Below are 20,065 nucleotides of genomic sequence, written 5' to 3'. Positions count from 1 at the left end.
CTTCCGCGGACAAGCGAAGCCTCAACCTGCTCATGCCCATGTTCTGCGACCCGAGCCTTGGCGGCCCCGGCGCCGAAAAGAGTTGAAAATGAGCGATGCCGCGCAGGCGCGGGATTTGAAATCATTTCAGGCCTCCTTCTGGAGTTCTTTTTCCTGACGAAATGGTTGGCAATAATGGATCTTATTGGCGCTCGCCGGCTCAAACGAGGCACGCGGGGGCAGGGCCTGACGGGTGTCGGTAGGCCTCGGCTGCTCCGGCTGGAACAGTCGGAAGCCGACGGCTAGACGGTCCCAGAGATTGGTGGTGCCGGTAAGAAAGGTCAGCTCGGCGAGCTCTTCGTCACTAAACTGATTTCGGACCTGCTCGTAAGCGCCATCGGATACATGCGTCCCGGCCACTAGGGTCAAGGCCTCGGTCCAGGCGAGGGCGGCGCGTTCGCGCTCGCTGTACAGCGTGTCTGCCCTGCGCCAGGCATCGAGCAGATAGAGCCGCTCTTCCGTCTCGCCGAGCGCGCGAGCGTCTCTTGTGTGGATATGAAGGCAGTAGGCGCAGCCATTGATCTGGGATGGCAGCGGTCAGCGGGGAAATCATCGCGCCAAGCACGCCCATGGCCACTGTGGGCAGCCCCATTCCGATGGCCCCCTTGACGACCCCGGCGGCGAAAAAGGTCGCGGTTGCCGGGACGACGAGCAGTGGTGAATGGTCCATGGCCTTTGGCGTAAGGCATTCAGCGCCGAGCACAATGCGGATGATCCGCCGTCAGGCTTCGGCTGGTCCGAAGGCTGACTATGAGATATTCTCAATCGCGTGCGCTTCGATTTAACAGACCTTCGCCTGTTCCTGGCCGTCGTGGACGCGGCGAGCATCACCCACGGGGCTGCGGATATGGGGCTTTCGCTGTCGGCAGCTAGCGAGCGCCTGCGCGACATGGAGGCTGCCGGTAAGGTCAAGCTGCTCGAGCGCGGCCGCCGCGGAGTGCGGCCGACGCCTGCCGGCGAAGCGCTGGCGCATCACGCCCGCCTCATCCAGCGCCATTTGGCGCAGATGCACGGCGAGCTTGGCGAATATGCGCGCGGGCTGCGAGCGACCAACGAAACGAATTTGCTGGCACATGTTCGCGCGCGGCGCCACGACTTCACTAAACTGACAGGCTCGCCACCCGGGCGGAAACAGCGCGTTTCAGCAAATCGTGAATTGACCTGCATCCATGGAAGCCGGTTGGCGGCACGGCGAGGTGATGCGGTCGCTCCGTCGCCTGATCGCAGCCGACAACATGACGCAAAAGGAAAATGCCAAGGTCGAAGCGCAACTCGCCATCGCGCGCGCGATGATGCGTGCGGGCCGGCCTTGACGATCGCCAGACCGGCGCCAGACGGCGGCGCACTGGCGCTCGGCGGCGGCATCGTGGTGAATTTGAGACGCTGATTCAGCTGCTCCCCGCAAGCTGATTTGGGATCGAGACAACTTTACCGGCTCGCGAAACGGACCCTCCATATGCTGCCTCTAGGTTTGTCCCAGCTAAATGAAGGGGGCTTCCATGCGAGTGACCGAACGATTTTGGCGTACAGAACGCGGCAACCTCGCCGTGGTGTTTGCGTTGGTCTTGCCAGTCGTGCTTTTGGGCATCGGAGTGGCGATAGACTTTGCGCGCGTGAGCCGAACTGCCCAACAGTTGCAGGAGGGAGCCGACTCCACGGCCCTTCAGTTGGCCGTGGCAAGCGCGAACAGCAGCGATATGACGTCGGAGCAGCGTCAGGAGAACGTTGATACTTTCGCCAGCCCCACCTTTGTGGCCACGCGAAGTCCCTATAGTGGTGACGCCCACCAGACGGTTGGATCAACCAATCCCACAATCGTGACGGTTGTATTGCATCAACCGCAGGAATTGGCCTTCTCGGCAATCCTTGGCGTCGATAAACTTGATATTAGCCGAAGCGCAACCGCGATTGCCTATCCGCGATACCCAGTCTGTCTTCTCGTGTTAGATCGGTCCGCCTCGAACGCATGGTCGAATTCGGGGTCTTCATCGATAAATGGCCAGAAATGCGTTGCGCAGGTGAATTCAAGATCGGGGTCTGCACTAGCCACGAATGGCGCATCGTCCATCAGGACATTGGTGACGTCAGTCGTCGGCCCCTCCGGGCCGTCTGCCGGCTTCAACCCTCAACCGCTTTTCGATCAGAAGGAGCTGGCAGATCCCATTATCTCCCGACTGGTCTGGCCAACAGACAATGTCTGCACCTACAATAACCTGGTGATCAAAAACGCCACCGCAAATCTCGTTCCCGGCACTTTTTGTGGAGGGCTCATTCTATCGGTCGGAGCGGTGGTCAATCTTGCCGCGGGAACGTATGTTATCAGGACGGGAGGGCTTTCGCTCTCCTCCGGCGCGGTTCTCGATGCAGCTGACGGTACCAGCATCGTTCTACTCGACGATCAGGCCACCATCACAATGCAGGCCGGCGCCAAGCTACGCCTGACGGCGCCGACCAGCGGCCCGTGGATGGGGATCGCGCTAGCTCAAAAACCCCAAGGCGTGGAGAGAACCTCCACGCTCATTGGCGGTGGTGATACAGATCTAGGCGGCATAGTCTATCTGCCGTCACAAAAGCTTTTTCTTACAGGTGGCGGTGCATTGTCGACCGACAGTAAGCCTCGCATCTTTGTGGTCAACCGGATCGAGATGAACGGCAATGGCTCAATTTATCTTGCTGGCGCAAGTGACTTATTGACAACGAATTCTGCAACGAGACTCATGAAATGAACTTGGCTGTAGCCAGCGCAGTGTTGTGAGACAGACTGCATTTGAGGTTCTCTTGCTTCCGTGTTGGACTGAGAGCCGATATCGAAGGCACGCTTGGCCTCGTCGTGACAACGAATTAAATCAATCAGGGGATTGTATCGGTTACTTGATTGACCCGCAGCGAAGCGGCTCGTCATTATTTTCCGGGACGCTCCGGATCGTCGCCGAAGCCAAGCAGCGACGCATGGCGTATATACTTATGTTCGCCACGAAGGTGCTTGATCCGCAGCTTCACGCCTGGCCCAACCCACTGCGTCGCCGGTCGCTTCTTGATGCCGCCCGGAGGCGGGCCGGCATGTTCCTTGACCCGCTTCCACAGCCGTTCCTTCATGTCGCGGCCCAGACTGATGAACGCCGAACCGACATACTTCCCGGTGCCTGGCTCGGCCAGTAAGGCGAATGCCGCCTTGCCCGGCTCACGCTCGACGCCCAGCAGTTCGTATTCCTGGACCGTGAAGCTCTTCGTCTTCAGCCAGTTCGATGTCGGGCCGCTTCGATACGGGCTGTCGGCGCGCTTGGAAACAATTCCTTCAAGCCCAGCCTGGTCAGCCAGATAGAAGATCGCCTTGGGGTCGCCTGGTAGAGCCTCGCTGAACTGGATACTGCTGTTCGGCTTGATGATGCTGAAGAGGATCTCGCGGGAGTGCCGAGAAGCGGGCACCAGCGTCCCGTCAATGAGGCAAGAAGGGCCTTGATCTCTTCGCGCGTCGGTATGTCGACGCTGATCTTGAGCTTGCCTTTCTGTCGCTTTTCCGCCTAGCGCTCCTTGCCTTTGCGCCGCGCGCCGCGGAGACCGTGACCGGATCGCGTGTAGCCAGGCCGCGTTCCTGTGCGTCTGAGCAAAGCGCCCCAAGCGAGCCGAGAGCCTTCCGGGCCATCGCGTGCAATCGGCCTTCGTTGCTTCGTTGCGCAGCTTGTCCGCGAACTCGCGCGCCGCCGGCACCGTGATGTGGGAAAGCAGCGTAGTTCCGATGAACGGTTCAATGTGAAGTTTCAGGTGCCGTTTCCACTGGTCAATCGATGAACGCTCGAGGCCTTCATTTTTCGCCAGTCGCAATCCAGAACGCTGCGACACCCAGCTTCGCACGACATCATGGGAACGATATCGGCCCCCCTGTATTAGAGATCCATGGACACTATGGAACCCCAGGGCCATGGGATAGCGGCGGATATTTTGACATCGGAAGTTGCCAATGCCAGGCAGCGCATCCACCGGACCGAGCTCGCGCTTCAACGCACTGAAGAAATGCTGGCCGAGAATCTCGCGCTGTGCAGCAGGCTACGAACTGCGGTCGAGGCCGCAGACCGCTTGGTGAAGAACGATCCCCGCAGCTTTGAAATACGTGGGGCGGGTTGATCTGGGCCGGCGTTTCGTTCGTCGCGACCTTCAGGCCACCGGCGCCACCACTCTCGCTCCAGAACTGTGCCCGCCAGATCGACGTCTGAGCTGCACGCTCGCGAACAGCCGGAACCAACGGCGACCACAAGCGGTTTGCAAATCGAAGGGACCGGAATAATGGAACTTTTGGATATGGAACTGGTGGATATGGAACTGGCGAGAGCCCGACAGCGGCTTAACCGGGCCGAACGCTCTCTCGAACGTGCAAATGACATGCTGGATGAAGGCTGCGGTCTCGGCATCAATCTCGCGTTGTGCAGCAGGATCCGGGCTGCGCAACGACGCGTGGCCGAGGCGAGATCGCGGTTGGCGAAGATCGATCCTAGCAGCATGGACGCCGGCTGGAGAAACACCGGCGTTCGGCAAAGTACGCGAGCGCCAATGGATCGTGAAGGTCATCCAGTAACCTGACGACCGAGAGGACAGCCCACCGTTTCGAAAGGTACGGCGGGAAGGTCGCGACCGGAGAAGCGCAAGTGGGGAATCGAAGCCGACGATTAATGGGCTGAATGCCGCGACTGTTGCCGCTGCTATAGCCGCCCGGGTTGAATGGGCTTCGGAGCTCACCGACCTTCCCAGTCGGTTCCGGGCACGCCGAGCCTGCTCAGCATCCGCGACGGCAAGTCCGGCTACGACGTGACAACGGCTGCGACCGCGTTGGCTACGTTCAACGTGCTGAGCTATCGCCGCACGCCCGATGAGGTGCTTGGTCGCTTCGACCGGCTTTGCGCCGATGCTTCTTCTGCCTGCCTGGTGGAGCTGAAACGGCGGCATCCCCTGCACGGCACCATCGCGGTCGATCTCGCCGAAACAATTCCCCTATATCGCTACGAGGCAGTGTTGGACCGTCTCGATGGGGAAGCACGATCAAGGCTTGGCACCGTCAGCGCGTCACTTGCCGCCGGCGATCTCCCGCTGCGCGAGCAGTGCCGGCTGGTCACCGAGGAGACATGGCGTTTGAGCCGCTTGCCGGGACCGGCAATGCGTCACCGGCTTCGGCTCGATACCTTATCTGCCGACGAATCTTTAGGACAGGCCCGGCAGCGGCGAGGTTGCGCGCGATTGCCTCGGACATCGCAGCCGGCGCAAGCGCCCGCTATGGCTCGGCGATCGGCTGTGCGGATTACTTCGCCGGCATCTCGGATATGAGCTTCTTTGGCGAGGCTACCGAATCCGGTCTCAACGTCGTCGCCCGCAACACCCCGATGTGGCGCGACGGCATTCGCTGGCCGAAGTCAGGCGGGCTGGCCAACATTCCACCATCAATATCGGCCCGCAGGGACGAGACTACCACCCCCCGCTCGAGCGGCTTCACATCGGCTATGCTTTCGATGTCTTGCCCGCAAGTCGTGAGCGATGTTTGTGCCGCCTTCTCGCGAAGCAGGGGTAGCGCGCGGAAGGCGTACCTCGATACCTCGCCAGGAGCAAATCTGCAAGTCCGAGGTTGGATGCCAGATCAATCCCGAGGCATGCGGTCGCCGGCGAAGAGATCCTCAAGAACAGCTTCGCCAGCGCACCACAAAACCGGCGGCAGCGCTATGACGAAGTTTTGGGAGGCTCGTCCGTCTCCGACAAACGATCGCGAATAGCTTCCTCGGTTTTGCTTGCCGTCTTCTTTACCACTTCGCCGACGCGGTCGACTAGCGTCTCGTCGCCGCTGGCGCCCTGGCGGTCAGCCTCTTCCTTTACGGTCTCATAGGCTTCGGCGGCGACCTGCTTGGCTTGCTCCATGCCCTTCTCGAGGACGACCTCGGCACTCTCACGGAGCTGGTCGCTGTAGCGGCCAAGTTGCTCGTCTTCCGTGGCGGTGTGAGGCAGCATCACACCGATGGCGGTGCCCACGGCGAGGCCGACAGCAGCCATTGCCAGAGGTTCGCGCTGGAACAAGTCCAGCGCAGACTCGCGCGCCTGTGCAGCCGCATCACTAACGCCTAAGGCGACTTGTCCGCCCGTGCTTCTCAACTTTTCTCTAGCCCCGCTCGCAAGGTCTGCAACAGCTTCGGTAGCACCGCCTGCTACCGAAGCCACCGAATCAGCGGCATCTGAGAGCATGGAGCCGCCTCCGGCAGCTTCGCTTTCGGCACCGTAGTACTCGCTGCTCGACTCCTGCCAGCCCTCGCCGAGGCTCTGCCCGTCGGAGAAATTGCGGGAGCCCCCAGATGGCCTGCCGCTCCGATACGCGCCTGGCGCTGACCTGTCTAGCGAAGTGCCTTTGCCGAGCATCAGCCACGCCAGGCCGGCGCCCACCAATGTAAGGGGCAGGGGATTGTCCCTGACCTGAGCCTTGAGGTTGCTGAGCATGGCGGCCCCCTCACCGGTGAACATTCCGGTGAATTCGTCGATCAGCTGACCCGGTGTCATCTTGCTGCGGATCGAGTCTGCGGTGTCCGTTATCTTGGCTCGGGCAATGTCGGCATCGCGTTCGAGTTCGGCTGAGGATTTGTCGATCATCTTATCTGGTCCTTGATCACGCGTGCGTCGCGCTTGAGTTGGTCTTGCGTGCGGTCGGGCGTCAGCTCCGAGGGAGCCATGCTTGCCGTGCCGGTGCGCAAGAGTATGACGCCCAGTACTGCCACCACGACGCCGACGAGCAGCGAGGACCATCCGGCTCCGAGCCCGGCGCTCGCCAAAGCAATTACCAGCGCCTGCAAGAGCACAATCAGGGCGGCGAGCAGGCAAATGGCGCCGCCCAGGATCTCAACTGCCCCAGTGCCGGCCTTGCTCGCTTTTTCCGAAATTTCAGCCCGCAACAGCCTGCTTTCGGTTTGAAGCAGCGTCGTGACCTGCTGTGCGAGATCCCCCACAAGTGTTGTCAGGCTGCGACTGTCCTGGTTGTCTGTCATGGGTTTCGCTCCAGGCTTGCATTGGCCCAGTCGTCGCCGGACTGATCGGATCGTAGCGGCGTCGGCTCTAGTGCCTCTGCCGATCGAGAGTTCGAACCCGTTTCGGATGCTTGGCCTGTTCCCGGCTGGACCGGTGTCCCGGTCGAGACAGATGGTGGCGAGCTCTTGATGAACCGTCCCAGCGCCAGGCCCGCCAATACGGAACCGGCGATCAGCGCCCCCGAGTTGTCGCGGCCGAACGACCGGATCTCACCAAGCACCTCGTCGAACGGTTTATCCTTCAAGGACGACGAAAGCCGCTCGAGCCCCCCTGCGGCGTCGAGGGCGAATTTCGAAGCGGTCCGTTGATCGCTGTTGGCAAGATGCTCGCTTGCCGCGCGCAATGCGTCGCTGAAAGCCTTCAGATTGGCGCTCACGTCGCGCTGCGTTCCCTCCGCCTTGTCGAACAACGCTTCCTTTGCTTCCGAGGCGTAATCGGCGGCTTTCCTAGTGATTTCGTCGCGAGCATCGTGGAGCGCCTCTGTCGCGGTCTGCTTTTCCAGTTGTAGTCTTTCCGAAAGCTCGCTTTTGGCTGCCTCGAAATCGGCCGTCTGACGGCCCTGGTCGTCCTGGTCCTGCATGGTATCTCCTAGTGGAATCCGAGGAAGGAGAGGATCGCAAGCACGATGACGACAAGGCCGATGAGATAAATGACACTGTTCATGGCGCAATCTCCTCCACTGCCCACCGAACTTGCCTGCGCTTTCTGTGTTCCGTTCGAACAGCACTTTTTTGGTAAGCGCCGCCTAACTAGCCTGAACGGGTGCCTTATGCCCAAGGCAGTGAGCGTTAGAATGATATCAGCGACCGGACTCCGGTGCGACTTACAGGTAGACGGGCATTTCTTTCGCAACAGCAAAGCCGGCGCGCGGTAGAGATCTGCGGACAGAGAACGTCATCACCATACCGATATGCGGCTAGCGAAAGGGCCGAAATCTGGATGTTGCATCACACCCGTGAAATCAGAGATGTTTCGGCTACGATTAAAGATGCGGGCGAGCGGACTGCCGCTAGGGCGCAGCTCGAGGAACTGGTTGTGCCGCGGTCGCAATGTCGAAATCATAGCGGCCTATCGTATTCCGTGGAGTGCATCTTTTCGCCGACCTCGCGGAAGGACTTCCAAGCCATGTTCAGGTCTCCCGGCTTTGACCGCGCCATGTGGAAGCGCACCGCCGTCGAGCGCTGCCGCATTCTCAAGAGAATGCCGACGCCGCGGAATCTGTCGGCATAGCGATGGCCGGCGAAGCCTGCCAGCGGTCCAGATGGCGAGAGCAGTATGGGCTCACACCATATCTCTAAGAACCGCGTCGAATTTCGTGAGGCCTACGCTCGGAGGCGTTTGGGTAAAAAGTCCCTGTTCGATTGCGGCCGCCGATCGCAGCTTGTTGGTTGCAATGACCAGCCAAGCATTCCTTGATCATTCGGACGGCTTCGAGCCGCCGCGGCTTGGCCACGTATGGCCATGGTTGTTCAAGGGCTTTCGCAGCATCAGATATTGATGCAACCACCATCGGCTTGCAATTCAGGTAAATTGTAATGGGAATGAACGCTGGCATTTTCTCGCTCGCCAGATTGAACGCGGCTAAACGCGAAGAAAGGGCGGAGGTTGCATGAACGCGCATCTTCGGGGTCGGCAACGTGGTACGTGAGGGCGACATGAACTATGCCCTCTCCATAGTGTGCGGGCTCCGGCCGAAGGACCAGGTCGAAGCAACTCTCGGTGTTCAGATGGCCGCAATCCACATGGCCACGATGAATGCGGCTATGTGCATGGGAGAAGCCAAAACGTGGGAGTTGAGGGAAGCTCACGAGCGGGCATTGAACCGCCTTTCCCGTACGTATGTGGCCCAGGTCGAGGCCCTGAAGCGTTATCGCAGCAAGGGAGAGCAGCGCGTGATTGTCGAGCGCGTGAACGTTGAAAAGGGCGGCCAGGCCATCGTCGGCAACGTCGCTCATTGGGGCGGGGTAGGCGAAGAAAATGATCGATAACCCCATGAACCTCGCACCGCCTTGCAAAGCTCGCAGCAAGCGCAGCGGGGTTGGCTGCAAAGCTCCAGCAAAGCGGGGTCATCGCGTTTGCCGGTTTCATGGCGCGGGTGGTGGCGCGCCCAGAGGAAAGGCCCATGGCCGTTTTCGCCACGGCCAGTTCACTTGCGAGGCCGTCTAGCAGCGCAGAGAAATTGCCGCGTTGGTCGCCGAGGCGCGGCGAACAGCGGCCGCGGGGGTATGAATGGAGTGGTTCGCCAATCACCCAGCAACGCCCGTGCCCCGTCGTCTGAAAAAGACGAGCGACAGGCCTCGTTACAGCCCTACGACTTGAAGCTGTTCCGCACGGTTGCCGGCTGGTCGCAAAACGCGCTCGCTTTCAGCATACGGCCCTCCTGACATCTGGCGTGTGCTGCGGAGCGGTGACCCAACGACGGTGTGCTCAATCCGACGCCGGCAATGGCGCCTTAATGTCGGTCCGGTAAGTCCACTCCTGCTTCATCTCGACAATATCGGCAAGCCCAATGCTGGTGCAGATCATCTTTCGGGTCAGGTATTGCGGAACCTGTATCCAACCAATGCAGCGATACTGCTGTTTGCGATTGGGCATGGAAAAAGTTTTCGTATAGGCGATTACCACGGTGTTGACGCCATCAACCAATTCTTCGCGCAGCCTATGGCAGTTCGAATGATAGGGCGTACCGTCAGCACCTCGTCTGGACGCCGGAGCGATAGGGCGCATCCGCTCGCTTGGACACGATCCCCTCCAGGCCCATCCTGCAGGCGTGAGCGAACATGTCGCTGCGGCTTACCTTGAGGTGCTCGGCATAGGTCAATCTCGGCGCTGTATCGCTCAGCAGCTTCTCCAACGCGGCCTTGCGCTCAATCAGCGGCTGCTGGCGAAGGTCGCGCCCGCTAAGGTGCAGAAGATCGAATGCATAGAAGATAAGCCTGGGCGAGTTCGGGTTGCCCAATTCCCGCTCCAAGGCTTGATAGTCCGGCAGACCCGTGTCGCCGAGGACAACGGCTTCGCCGTCGATGGCAGGTTCGCCGCGGCTTGGACAATGCTCTTGTGGCGATGCGACCAGTCATAGCCGCGACGCGTGAAGGCTCGTGCTCTTCCCCCCTCGACGATGAGTTGGGTCCGGTAGCCATCGTACTTTATTTCGTGAAGCCATTCGCCGTCTTCGGGAGCTTTGGCCACCAGGGTGGGTGATTGAAACTCGATGAAGGAAAGCCGGTCCTTTGCGCTACTCATGAATCTGCGACTCCAGAAATCGACTCAAGCCGCAGGACGAGCCTCGGTTCCGGCCATTTTAGGAAAGTTGCATAAAAGCTGGCTCGGCCGTCAGATCCTAGATGGACCACACGGTCCTTTGGTGAAAATTCAGTTCGTGATCTTCGCGTCGACTCCGAAGACGCGATCGCCAACGATGTGTGGCGGACCAGCTGCGTCGGTCGCAACCTCCAACCTGTCATGCACTCGGGTCCCAAGGCGGAGCATAGCAAGCTGATCGCAGCAGAAGCCGAGGGGCGATGACCCTGGCTCAACGCCGTTCGGTGTTTTCGCTTCCGGTCAGTTGGCTCGCGCCGCCTAGGTTGTTATCGCATGACCGTCGACGGAGATTGCGGCAAGGGTTCGCTCCATGCTCTCAGCACGTATTACAAGAACACTAAGCGAATGACGTCGGCCACCCAGCCGACCGTTGAACTTATGGGGGAGCTCTTTTTGCACTCCGGCCGAGTCCGAGTCTGCAAAGAGCCTGTGACCGTACTGCAGAGGCCTAGGCGAGCAACTGTCGCCTCCGATGTCGCGGAGCAAAGGGGGCTCCCAGCCGAAAAAATGCCAGAAACTCGCAGCCGCAATCCTCGCCTCCCGCAGCTGCTCCTCCCGATATCAGTGGCGGAATTGGATTGGCGGTAGCCTGGAGGTGTGACAGACGTTGCAGACACTCGGTCCCTGATGTAATTTAGCATTCGATCAAGTGAGGAATATGCCCGCCGTCGAGATGGCTTTTCTCTCTTTCCGTCTCGGCGGATTGCCTGCTCTGTGACGGACCTTGCTAGCACATGCCGTGTTCTTGTGGGCGAGGCAATAGCGTTCAAGGGAATTGCCATGCTCCGACTTTGCGGAATCATCGCAGCCTTCCTCTTCGCGAGCTTCACGACCTTTGACGCTTGCGCCGACCGAAGAGTCGCCTTTGTCATCGGCAACTCGGAGTACCGACAATTCCCCGCACTCAAGAACCCGGCCAAGGATGCCGAGGACGTGTCAAAAACCTTTCGACTGGCAGGGTTCGAGGTCTTCGTCGCAAGCGATCTGACGAAGCTGCAATTCGAGGAGCAGTTCCGCAACTATCTTGCCGCCGCAGACGGCGCAGAACTGGCCGTCATCTACTACTCCGGCCACGGTTTTCAGATCGGCGGCGAAAATTTTCTGATCCCGGTCGATGCCTCCTTGAAGCAGGCGGCGGACATCGAAGTCCAGGCCATTAAGCTCAACGATGTGCTGGAACAGTTACGCTCGAAATCAAAGATTCAGGTGATCATACTCGATGCCTGCCGCAACAATCCGTTCCCACGCAAGAATTACTGGCTGAGAGACCAGCTCATCACTGCCGGCAATACCGGGCTCGCACAGGTGAGAAGCTCGCTGAACACCTTGATTGCCTTTGCGACCGAACCCGGGGCGGCGGCTTATGACGGCGCCGGCGAACTCAGCCCGTTTTCGGCGGCGTTTTCCCGTCGCGCGCTGGCCCCGAACCAGGAGATCCGCACCGTGATGGCGGCGGTGCGCCGCGATGTGGTCGAGGCCACAAACGGCCTCCAGGTTCCCTGGGAGAACTCATCTCTGATCGACGAAGTCGTCCTGATGCGCCGCAGCAATCGACCATCGCTGCCGCCCGTGCTGGAGAAGGTGGTGCTGTCAGGAGTCGGACCCGTCGACTTGGGCTTGCCTGAACCGGTCGATGTCGATGGTGGCACGATTACCCTGAGCATCGAAAGACCGCCCGCCCTGGGGCGTTTGATGCTGGACGGCAAGGCTGTTGAGTTGGGCGTGCCGATCCAGGGCAAGGATCTGCCGCGCCTGCAGATGGATGTTCCCAAGGGAGTCGCCCCGCAGGAAGAGGTCGACATGCTGGCCTATGCGACGCATGACAACTGGGGCGGCCAGACCCAAGGCATCGTCGTGTTTCGGGTGAAGAGCGGTGAAGGCGCGCAAGGCGAACAGATCATGGCTTCGCTCGAGGCCGAGCAGAAGCAGCAGGTGCTGGAGCGTGGCATTCATATAACCGGTGCGGCCGAAGCGATCGAGAACCGCGACATCGACGTTCCCGTGGGCGTGGGTCCAGTTGCGCTGAATCTGGATTTCCCGACCGATGATCCCGCCGTCAGCCTTAAAGTATCGAGTTATCCGGCAACGGGAACGCTCTCGCTGCCCGATCGAACCCTGTCGCCGCAGTCGAGCCTGATGGCCGGAGAGGTCGACCGGCTGCGCTATGAACCGCAGATCGGCGCGGAAGCCAAGGTCGAGGTCGGCTTCGAAATCCGGGCGGACAGCAGCTCATCAAAGCCCGCCACGATGAAACTGTCGCCGACGATCGATCCGTGCGACACGGCTGCCGGCGAACCTCTCGATCTGCAAGGCGTCAGCCCCGGCCTGCTGCCGAATGAAATTGGCGCTAGCGCGGTTGAGCTTTGCGAGGCCGCGGTAAAGGCTTATCCGGAAGTCCCGCGCTTCCGCTATGAACTGGGGCGGGCGCTGCTTGCGGCAGGCAAGGTCGAAGAAGCCAAGACAGCCGTCGAGGAGGCGGCCAGGAAGGGACATGTACGCGCCGTGTTCGAACTCGGCTACATGTATGCGACCGGAGCCGGCGTGGCCCTGGACCGCACCCAGGCCAATGCCCTCTACGCGGCGGCCGCCGACAAAGGCGATCCCTACGGAATGACGTCGTGGGGTCGCGCCTTGTTCAATGGCTATGGCGTCAAGCCCGACACCGGCAAGGGTTTGGACCTGCTGCTCAAGGCGGCAGCGATGGGGCACACCTATGCCATGAACGATCTGGCCGCGATCTTCACTGAGGGCCGCAACGGCGTAACCGCTGACCCGGCCCGCGCTGTTGCCTTCCTGCAAGCCGGTGTCCAGCGGCAGGACATGTATTCCATGAACCTGCTCGGGCGCAATTACTTGTCCGGGCAGGGCGTGGACAAGGACCCCAAAACGGCGTTAGCGCTATTTCAGAAGGCAATCGATCTCGGTCAGCCGTATGCGCCCGGCAGCCTCGCACGCATGTATCGGGATGGTGTCGGTGTGGGACGGAGGCTCGCAGAAGCGCAAAGACTCTTCGAAATTGGGATCGCTCGGGGTGATCCGTCCGCAGCTTACGATCGCGCGGCCCTCGAAATGCAAAAGGGCGACAAGGCCGATCAGGCCCTTGCCGTGCGCTTCCTTGCGCTTGCCGCCGCACTTGACGTGCGCAAGGAACTGCCGGATGCCCAGAGGACGCTGGCAAAGTTCGGACCGAAGCCAAAAACAGCGGCGTTGAAGCAACTGCGACATGAACTGAAATCGAAGCTTCCCGGGTCCGGTTCACAAGACACTCAACTGGTTAACGCGGCCAGACGAGTCTGGGAAGAAGCCAATCCGCGTCGGGACTTGTTCTGACCAAGGAGGAGACAATGGCGAGCAGAGTATTGAAACACGCAATACTTGGAACAGCGTTATCCGGCTTCTTGGCGGGCCTCATGGGCTGCACTTCCCTGGTTCCGAGAGTTGAACCGACGCCGCTGGTCGAAACGCCCCAGCCGAAGATTCTCCGCCGGGTGCCTCCGCCGAAGGTCGTCAAGCCTGTTCGCAAACAAAAAACCGCGAAGAAAGTGATTATACCGGTTGAGGACGAGCCTGTTCCTGCGCCTGTCATTCCTTCTGGTGGCGGTGGCGGCGGCGGTGGAAGCGGGGGAGGCGGCTGGGGTTGATCAGGTCAGACTGAAGAAGGATTGCATGAGCTTGGCGTCCGATGGCGCTTTCTGATCCTGCCAGACTTGCCAGTCGTCATCGACATCCCGCCGAACACGACAAAAGACAGCAGGGAGAACCGGCCTCTGACGGAAATGGGTGAAGTCGTCCTCAGGCCCTCGGTCAGGCAGGCGGCGAGGATTCAATAGCTGCCGCACCAATGCCTTCCGGGACGAGGCTGACCCGCTAGTTTTGACGATGAGACGTGACTGCCTTCGTGAGGGAGTCACGCCGGCCGGGCGCAAGATCGTCATGCTGCAATACCGGACCAATGCCGGCGTCCGCCGTAAACCCTCGATCGGGAAGTCCGGTGATTTGACGGTCGAGCAAGCTCGAAAAATCTCCCAGGACTGGCTCCTTCCCTATTCGATCGTGGCGAACTTGAGCTTCGAGGCGAGGTCAGCCACTTCGACGAGAACGCCCGAAAGGGTATTTGGGGAACGCTGCTGGGCACTTACAATCGCAGCGGCCGGGTCAGACCGCTGGCTGTCTCAACACAAGCCGGGTTGACCTTGCAACTGCCAGCGCACCAAGGAGCGCCGTTAAAGGGAACAGCACCTCTTCCTGTAGATGACGGCCTGATGCGATCCTACCAGACTTGCCGATCATACCAATCGTCAATATCCTGCCGAACGCGGTCCCTTTCGATACCGTAGCGTTCCTGGATCTTGCCTTCGAGCTGATCGCGATTGCCAGCGATGCGATCAAGATCATCATCGGTAAGTTTGCCCCACTGTTCCTTGATCTTACCCTTGACCTGCTTCCAGTTTCCTTCGACGCGATTCCAGTCCATGACATATCCTCCATTGTTTTACACAAGGCGAAACGGTCGTCCGACCAGGGAGTTCCGGAAGGAAGATCTCTGATGTTCACGTCTCCAGTTGGGAAGGTGACGACGCCAATCAGGAGATGGTGGGCCTTTGGGGAGGCGTCGACCTCCCCGAGCGGAGCGTGACGCGCATGATCATCCATGTCGAAATGGCCGACCCAGGCTTCGAGCCGCTAGGCTCGCCCGCGGTAGCGACGTGCCGGATCCGAATACATGGGCTCATTCGATACCCTGCCTGGGAGCTGGCTCCGTGGCACGCGCGTCGCCACGATTGAACCGGAGGGGTCCGGCCGCGTTGTCTGGTGACTGGTACGGCGATTGTTGTAGATAGAAATGGCGAACACTGGCACAACGCGTGGACGCAACCAGGACCGGGCAAGGGTCGCTGGTGGGCAGGACCACGAAATGAAGTATGAGGCGAGCAAAACCGGCGCCAGCAAAGCTGACGTCAAGTCGGCGGTGAAGTCGGTCGCCAACAGTCGCAAGAAAGTCGACGACAAGCTGGGCAGGAAGTGAGGCTCGGCCGCACAGAAGCTGGCGAAGTTGCAATATCAAGAGCTCGAGGTTCAGCGCAGGGGACAGGCCACATTGCCTATGACCGGCTGCCGCGAGGTCCTCATGAGAGGGCGTGCACATGACCCGCATCGTTTGCCTGCAGGAATTGAAGACGTGGGAGGACAAGTTTCCTAACGATGGATCAGAGAGGCGGGTTACGGCGCGATCTGGCACGGCTAGAAATCCTACAACGGTGTGGCGATCCTGGCCCGAGGAATGGAACCTGTGGAACGCCGACGCGGCCCTGCCTGGCGATCCTGACGACACTCACAGCCGCTATATCGAGGCCGAGGTGGATGGGTCATTGTGGGCTGTCTCTATCTGCCCAATGGCAATCCAGCGCCTGGCCCAAAGTTCGACTACAAGCTGCGCTGGTTCGATCGTCTCATCAACTACGGCCAGCACTTGCTCGAAGTTGGGGCATCCAGTGTTCTCTGCGGCGACTATAACGTCGTTCCAACCAAATCGACGCCGTGGTGCCAAGGCGATGGCTGGGCGATGCGGTCTATTTCCCGGAATGCCGGCAGGCCTATGCTAAAATGCTCGAAGGTGGCTGGATCGATGCCGTCCGGCGCATCCATCCGGAGAAGGGCATCTACACCTATTGGAATTTCTCCTACTGGGGCGGCTACGATCGGAGTTCGGGCCTGCGAATGGACCATCTCCTTGTGAGCCCCTCCCTTTCCGACCGGCTGCGCAGTGCCGGCGTGGATGTCGACACGCGGGGCTGGGAGAAGCCAAGCGACCGTGCGCCGGCCTGGATCAAGCTCTATTGAACGGCGAGGAACACTGATGATTAACGAAATGAAAGGGTTGGCGCGCCGTTCCAGACCGGGAAGCTGTTGTCCAGCCGGGCGATGTCGCCTGCACGAGCGAACTCGAAGCGACGTTTGACGAGTATATTGTACCGGGTCGCGTCGGCGCGCAGCTAGGCTGCCTTCTTAAGCTCGGCCACCTGAACGCCCAGCCGGAACGCCTGACCATCTGCAAACGAGCGCGCGTAGCTCTCGGATGTAAAAGGGACGGTGGTCGTGGTGCCATTGACCGTCACGCGAACCGACCAGTCTTTGTCTCTGACGATTTCAACGGCATGTCGCTCATGCGGAGCCATGCATTCCTCCCAGAATCTTACGTTGAGGAGGGAGGATAGCGTCGCATCACTCGTTTGCATGCAAATAATCCGACACCGCGATGTCGAAATGTCAGAACGGCGCACAGCTAGGCGAACTTAAGTCGATGTCGTCGCCTTGAGCTGTTCAAGGTGGTCTCTTGGCGAAGTTAAAAAGTGCGGTGGCAGTCTCTTCAGCCGTCCAGTCTTGCTCGATGCAAGAGGACACCAGAGCCGTGAAAGCGTTTTCAAGGACGGCTGCGCAGTTCACGTCCTGTCCAGGCTGTCCTCGGCAAAGAGTGTGCGGTGCAACTTGTGCTGTTTGGGACATGAAAAATAACTGGCGAGTGCCAGAAAAATTCTGACTTTCATCTTGCCGTCGGTCAGCCGTAGTGAAGTTTCGGTTTTGGCTCGGTGCCGGTGAATTTGACGCCGATGCGATCGTTGCGGCGCCAGCAAACATCCGATCGATAGGCAACTCCACCGACCGACACGTAGAGCAAGAAGCGATCAGGAACCCGGGCATCGGGCGCGACCTTCAGCTGAGCGCCCCCTCATGCTGATTGCGCACGGTGCAGCTGATCTCGGAATTCTGTATCCCGGTGATGATCGTCCCGCCCTTTAGCACACGTTGACGGCGCTCGCGCCGATGCTCGTCGGAATTCTCATCAACTGGGTTCGCGGTGTTTGCCATCGACAAAATGTCAGATCAGCTGAATTCGCCCCTAGGTATACCGAACACAGGCGCGCAGCAATGGATGGGTCATGTTGCCCTATTACGTGACATTACAGGTCATGCTCCGTGAATCTGTTAGAAAAAGGCAATGATCTATCAAAGGTCCCGCGTTTGCCGACATGCCGATCAACACGGTTCCAAGCTTCTGGTCGACGCCGACCTAAATGCTGACCTTCCGGCAGACAGGCCCAGTAGCCGTCGAACTCCACCTCGTGTATCCAGGCGTCGCCCTCGGGCGGCTTCTCGACCAAGGTCGGCATCAAGGCTCAATGAACTCCAGCCGGCTGGTGCCGGCGCCTGGCCACCTACGCAAGGAACCGAGTCTGGATCGTGAGATCCGGCGGCTAGGGCAACGGAACATAATCAGATTACCAAATAAGCAATGATGCATGAGATGGCCTATAACTTGCGCACCGGCGAACGACCCAATTGTCGCTAGCTTAGTTAGCGCCAGCGGCCGCTGGTCCCCCCGATTGGCTGCCGGGCCGTTCCTATCAAACCGCTACGCTCGATGGATCGGCTACTCGCGACTATCGAAAGCCACCAACAGGTCAAGGGCCGCAGCGACTTCGAGGATAGCCTCGGTTATATGGTCGTCGCATACTGTCAAATCAGGCGCAGACTGCCGAACGTGGTATAATGCGGCTTTAACCGAGACGGTGTCCCCCCGGTCCGCCCTGTCGAGGATTGCGGCAATCGCCTGTTCTAGAACTGGACCGACCCTTTGGACGATGCTCATCCACCTTCCCCCCCGGGAACGCTAGCGTCAAAAATAACGTGTTCGAGGCCGGAATGCAACCGACGGGCGAAATCGCGACTATTTTCGGTCTAATCGTTGCGCAAATCTGCAAAGGAGACCGAAGGCAAACATGCCGCAGCGGAGCCAACGGCGATGAATCGTCTCAAAAGGCTCATCGTTGTCAGAGTTACAAAAGTTGAACTTCATCGGGGAACACTCTTTCTGTCTGCGGGCCTGTTGGATTTACAGCGCACCCCGCGCATTTAGACAGGAGAAAGAAGATGAAACGCATCCTTTTGGCTTCGGCCGTGCTGGCGCTGTCGGCCGGGCTTTCCTTTGCCCAGACGACGAGCGGAACCTCAACGAGCGGAACCTCGACCACGACAACCATGCCCAGCACGACGGATCAGGGCACCGGCGCGACGAGCAGCGGCACCAACATGTCCGGCGATCAGGGCACCGACACGACCACCACCAGCGGCACCACAAATCCGAACTCGGCCAGAGACTGCGCGCCCGGCCAGCAGACTGGCAGCGCTCAGCAGGCGGCGCCAGGTCAGCAGGACACGGCAGCCAAGAGCCGCCGCGCCGGGCCAGGTGAAAAAGACCGACGAAGGTTGCTGATTGGCACATCGGCACAGGTTGGAATCACCAGCGTGTGGCTGGCCAGTCTCCCCCGACCACCGCCTGAACTCACTCGGCTGGCGAGCAAGTTGCCGCCAGCCGAGCATCAGTCCAGGAACCTTTGCGCGTGATTGAGCGGCTCAACGGCGAGATTAAGCGGCGGACCGAGGTCGTCGGCATCTTGCCCAACGACGCTATCGTCCACCTCGTACGTGCGCTCCTTCTTTGAGCAGAACGACGAATGGGCCGTCCAAGCCAGATACATGACACTGGAAACCATCAGCCAAATGAGCGATGATCCGCTCATCAGCCTGCCAGCGGTGGCACGCTGATCATCCCGGCCCCCATGCCGGAGAGCGCGGCGAGCAAGCCGTCAGCTCCACCACATCCTGGGACACGATCTGAAAATGGGTTTAGCCAAAGACTTGTATAATGTTGCGCTCACATTCAATTGTCCGGATTGCTCCTATCCGGCAGTAAGGAAAGGCTCTGCACTAAGAACGATCGCGCACTTCAGATGCCACGGGTGCAACGCCAAGGTGCGGATCACTTATCAGCAGAAGCTAGCGATCTTCGAAAAGCACAGGCTATCGGCCGCCCAGGTGGCGTTGCGACAACTCAACTCTGCTTTGCGGTAAGCCTAGGCGGCTTTGCCCAAGGGTGAGGCGCGGCATGGCCGGTGTCGCCCTAATCCTGATCCCGGAAGTCCAGCAGCGAGGCGTTGCGTAGACCCTCTTCGCGGTGCACATGCTTACGCGGCCAATCAGCCCCGGCTTGACCCATTGGGTGGCTGGGCGCTTCATGCCCTTTGGCGGCGGCCCGGCATGCTCCTGGCGCCGCTTCCATAGCCGCTCGCGGGTCGCTCGGGTGCGCCCAACGCCGAGCAGCTGGCCGAATGCGGTCGCCGGACTTTGTGCCGGTCGGGGCTAAAGAGTGCCCATATCAAATGGAATGAAATCCTTAGTCGTTCCTTCATTCATCCTGGCTTAAATATTTCCATGGAATGGGGTGCCCGTATCTTGAGGCGGTTTGTTAGCCGTCTGCGACAAACAGGCGAGAGCGGCAACGTTGCTACTATTTTTGCTCTGTCTTTGCCGATTGTCGTCGGCGGTGCGGGCCTCGGTATCGAGACTTCCTATTGGTATTACAGCAGCCTGAAGCTACAAGCGGTGGCGGATGCGGCGGCCTATGCTGGCGCTTTGGAAAAGGTTTCGGGATCCGACACGCCAAAGATTGTCTCCGCAGCGACAGCGTCAGCGACCACGAACGGCTGGGGACCGTCAGCAGGTACAATAGAGGTCTTCTCGCCTCCGTCAGCCGGTCCAAATGTCGGAAAAAAGGCGGTTGAGGTAGTCGTTCATCAGAACCTCGATCGGTTCTTTACGT

General features: G+C 59.9%; 17 protein-coding genes and 6 pseudogenes. 11 read left to right on the top strand and 12 right to left on the bottom strand.

Translation table 11 applies throughout. The annotated features are described in order from the left end of the window. Window positions 1–255: 255 nt before the first annotated feature. A pseudogene (locus tag NKI97_RS33135) lies at window positions 256–567 on the bottom strand (carboxymuconolactone decarboxylase family protein); the annotation flags it as partial. Window positions 568–808: 241 nt separating this feature from the next. Here NKI97_RS33135 and NKI97_RS33125 point away from each other — a divergent pair. Next, window positions 809–1,090: pseudogene (locus tag NKI97_RS33125) on the top strand (LysR family transcriptional regulator); the annotation flags it as partial. Window positions 1,091–1,538: 448 nt separating this feature from the next. After that, complete coding sequence (locus NKI97_RS33120; protein ID WP_352750433.1) at window positions 1,539–2,765, top strand: TadE/TadG family type IV pilus assembly protein; 1,227 nt, start codon at window positions 1,539–1,541, stop codon at window positions 2,763–2,765. A 175-nt stretch (window positions 2,766–2,940) separates the two neighbouring features. On the opposite strand, the gene NKI97_RS33115 is transcribed toward NKI97_RS33120, so the two are convergent. Next, entirely contained in the window at window positions 2,941–3,861 is a 921-nt protein-coding gene (locus tag NKI97_RS33115) for a hypothetical protein (RefSeq protein WP_352750432.1), read from the bottom strand. 72 nt (window positions 3,862–3,933) lie between these two features. On the opposite strand from NKI97_RS33115, the gene NKI97_RS33110 reads away from it, so the two are divergent. Further along, window positions 3,934–4,161, top strand: a complete 228-nt coding sequence (locus NKI97_RS33110; RefSeq protein ID WP_352450291.1) for a hypothetical protein — start codon at window positions 3,934–3,936, stop codon at window positions 4,159–4,161. A gap of 30 nt (window positions 4,162–4,191) precedes the next feature. Here the strand turns inward: NKI97_RS33110 and NKI97_RS33105 are convergent, their stop codons facing one another. Beyond that, window positions 4,192–4,602, bottom strand: coding sequence for a hypothetical protein (locus NKI97_RS33105; RefSeq protein WP_352838405.1), 411 nt, complete (start codon window positions 4,600–4,602; stop codon window positions 4,192–4,194). 273 nt (window positions 4,603–4,875) lie between these two features. Between NKI97_RS33105 and NKI97_RS33100 the strand changes: the two genes are divergently transcribed. Continuing rightward, the gene (locus NKI97_RS33100; protein ID WP_352838404.1) at window positions 4,876–5,352 is read left to right on the top strand and encodes a hypothetical protein; all 477 of its coding nucleotides are present in this window, start codon (window positions 4,876–4,878) and stop codon (window positions 5,350–5,352) included. A gap of 387 nt (window positions 5,353–5,739) precedes the next feature. On the opposite strand, the gene NKI97_RS33095 is transcribed toward NKI97_RS33100, so the two are convergent. The 4 genes from NKI97_RS33095 to NKI97_RS35615 all read right to left on the bottom strand — a co-directional run bounded on the left by NKI97_RS33095 (window position 5,740) and on the right by NKI97_RS35615 (window position 8,596). Further along, a complete protein-coding gene (locus NKI97_RS33095) occupies window positions 5,740–6,654 on the bottom strand; it encodes a hypothetical protein (protein ID WP_352838403.1) in 915 nt (304 codons plus the stop codon). Continuing rightward, entirely contained in the window at window positions 6,651–7,046 is a 396-nt protein-coding gene (locus NKI97_RS33090; protein ID WP_352838402.1) for a phage holin family protein, read from the bottom strand. The genes NKI97_RS33095 and NKI97_RS33090 overlap by 4 nt, the downstream gene beginning before the upstream one ends. Then, a complete protein-coding gene (locus tag NKI97_RS33085) occupies window positions 7,043–7,666 on the bottom strand; it encodes a hypothetical protein (protein WP_352749044.1) in 624 nt (207 codons plus the stop codon). The genes NKI97_RS33090 and NKI97_RS33085 overlap by 4 nt, the downstream gene beginning before the upstream one ends. 714 nt (window positions 7,667–8,380) lie before the next feature. After that, window positions 8,381–8,596 (bottom strand): hypothetical protein, encoded by a 216-nt coding sequence (locus NKI97_RS35615; protein WP_502907142.1) that lies wholly within the window; start codon window positions 8,594–8,596, stop codon window positions 8,381–8,383. A gap of 145 nt (window positions 8,597–8,741) precedes the next feature. Here NKI97_RS35615 and NKI97_RS33080 point away from each other — a divergent pair, with 145 nt between their 5' ends. After that, window positions 8,742–9,074, top strand: coding sequence for a hypothetical protein (locus tag NKI97_RS33080; protein ID WP_352749048.1), 333 nt, complete (start codon window positions 8,742–8,744; stop codon window positions 9,072–9,074). 439 nt (window positions 9,075–9,513) lie between these two features. Here NKI97_RS33080 and NKI97_RS33075 read toward each other — a convergent pair whose 3' ends face one another. Beyond that, window positions 9,514–9,732: a hypothetical protein gene (locus NKI97_RS33075; RefSeq protein WP_352838401.1), complete on the bottom strand. Its 219-nt coding sequence runs from the start codon at window positions 9,730–9,732 to the stop codon at window positions 9,514–9,516. A gap of 43 nt (window positions 9,733–9,775) precedes the next feature. Next, window positions 9,776–10,329 (bottom strand): annotated as a pseudogene (locus NKI97_RS33070) (ATP-dependent DNA ligase). An 858-nt stretch (window positions 10,330–11,187) separates the two neighbouring features. Here NKI97_RS33070 and NKI97_RS33065 point away from each other — a divergent pair. Further along, window positions 11,188–13,737: a caspase family protein gene (locus tag NKI97_RS33065; protein WP_352838400.1), complete on the top strand. Its 2,550-nt coding sequence runs from the start codon at window positions 11,188–11,190 to the stop codon at window positions 13,735–13,737. A gap of 940 nt (window positions 13,738–14,677) precedes the next feature. Here the strand turns inward: NKI97_RS33065 and NKI97_RS33055 are convergent. Further along, on the bottom strand, window positions 14,678–14,881 hold the full coding sequence (locus tag NKI97_RS33055; protein WP_352450279.1) for a CsbD family protein: 204 nt from the start codon (window positions 14,879–14,881) through the stop codon (window positions 14,678–14,680). Window positions 14,882–15,250: 369 nt separating this feature from the next. On the opposite strand from NKI97_RS33055, the gene NKI97_RS33050 reads away from it, so the two are divergent. After that, window positions 15,251–15,433, top strand: a complete 183-nt coding sequence (locus NKI97_RS33050) for a DUF3606 domain-containing protein (RefSeq protein WP_352749054.1) — start codon at window positions 15,251–15,253, stop codon at window positions 15,431–15,433. Window positions 15,434–15,560: 127 nt separating this feature from the next. Next, window positions 15,561–16,248, top strand: a pseudogene (xth, locus tag NKI97_RS33045) (exodeoxyribonuclease III); the annotation flags it as partial. Between the two features lie 152 nt (window positions 16,249–16,400). Here the strand turns inward: xth and NKI97_RS33040 are convergent. Then, on the bottom strand, window positions 16,401–16,583 hold the full coding sequence (locus NKI97_RS33040; protein WP_352648082.1) for a hypothetical protein: 183 nt from the start codon (window positions 16,581–16,583) through the stop codon (window positions 16,401–16,403). 380 nt (window positions 16,584–16,963) lie between these two features. Next, window positions 16,964–17,274, bottom strand: a pseudogene (locus NKI97_RS33035) (PilZ domain-containing protein). 1,062 nt (window positions 17,275–18,336) lie between these two features. Here NKI97_RS33035 and NKI97_RS33030 point away from each other — a divergent pair. The 3 genes and pseudogenes from NKI97_RS33030 to NKI97_RS33020 form a co-directional block, all read left to right on the top strand. Continuing rightward, on the top strand, window positions 18,337–18,810 hold the full coding sequence (locus NKI97_RS33030) for a hypothetical protein (RefSeq protein ID WP_352838399.1): 474 nt from the start codon (window positions 18,337–18,339) through the stop codon (window positions 18,808–18,810). Continuing rightward, window positions 18,810–19,011: pseudogene (locus tag NKI97_RS33025) on the top strand (transposase); the annotation flags it as partial. The gene NKI97_RS33030 and the pseudogene NKI97_RS33025, both read left to right, overlap by 1 nt. A gap of 666 nt (window positions 19,012–19,677) precedes the next feature. Next, window positions 19,678–20,065 (top strand): pilus assembly protein TadG-related protein (locus NKI97_RS33020; protein ID WP_352838398.1); only part of this gene is annotated, 388 nt, incomplete at its 3' end.

This window comes from Mesorhizobium sp. M0296 (assembly GCF_040321675.1).
Lineage (GTDB): Bacteria > Pseudomonadota > Alphaproteobacteria > Rhizobiales > Rhizobiaceae > Mesorhizobium.
The sequence above is the reverse complement of the archived record's forward strand: the minus strand, read 5'-3'. Positions and strand labels throughout refer to the sequence as shown.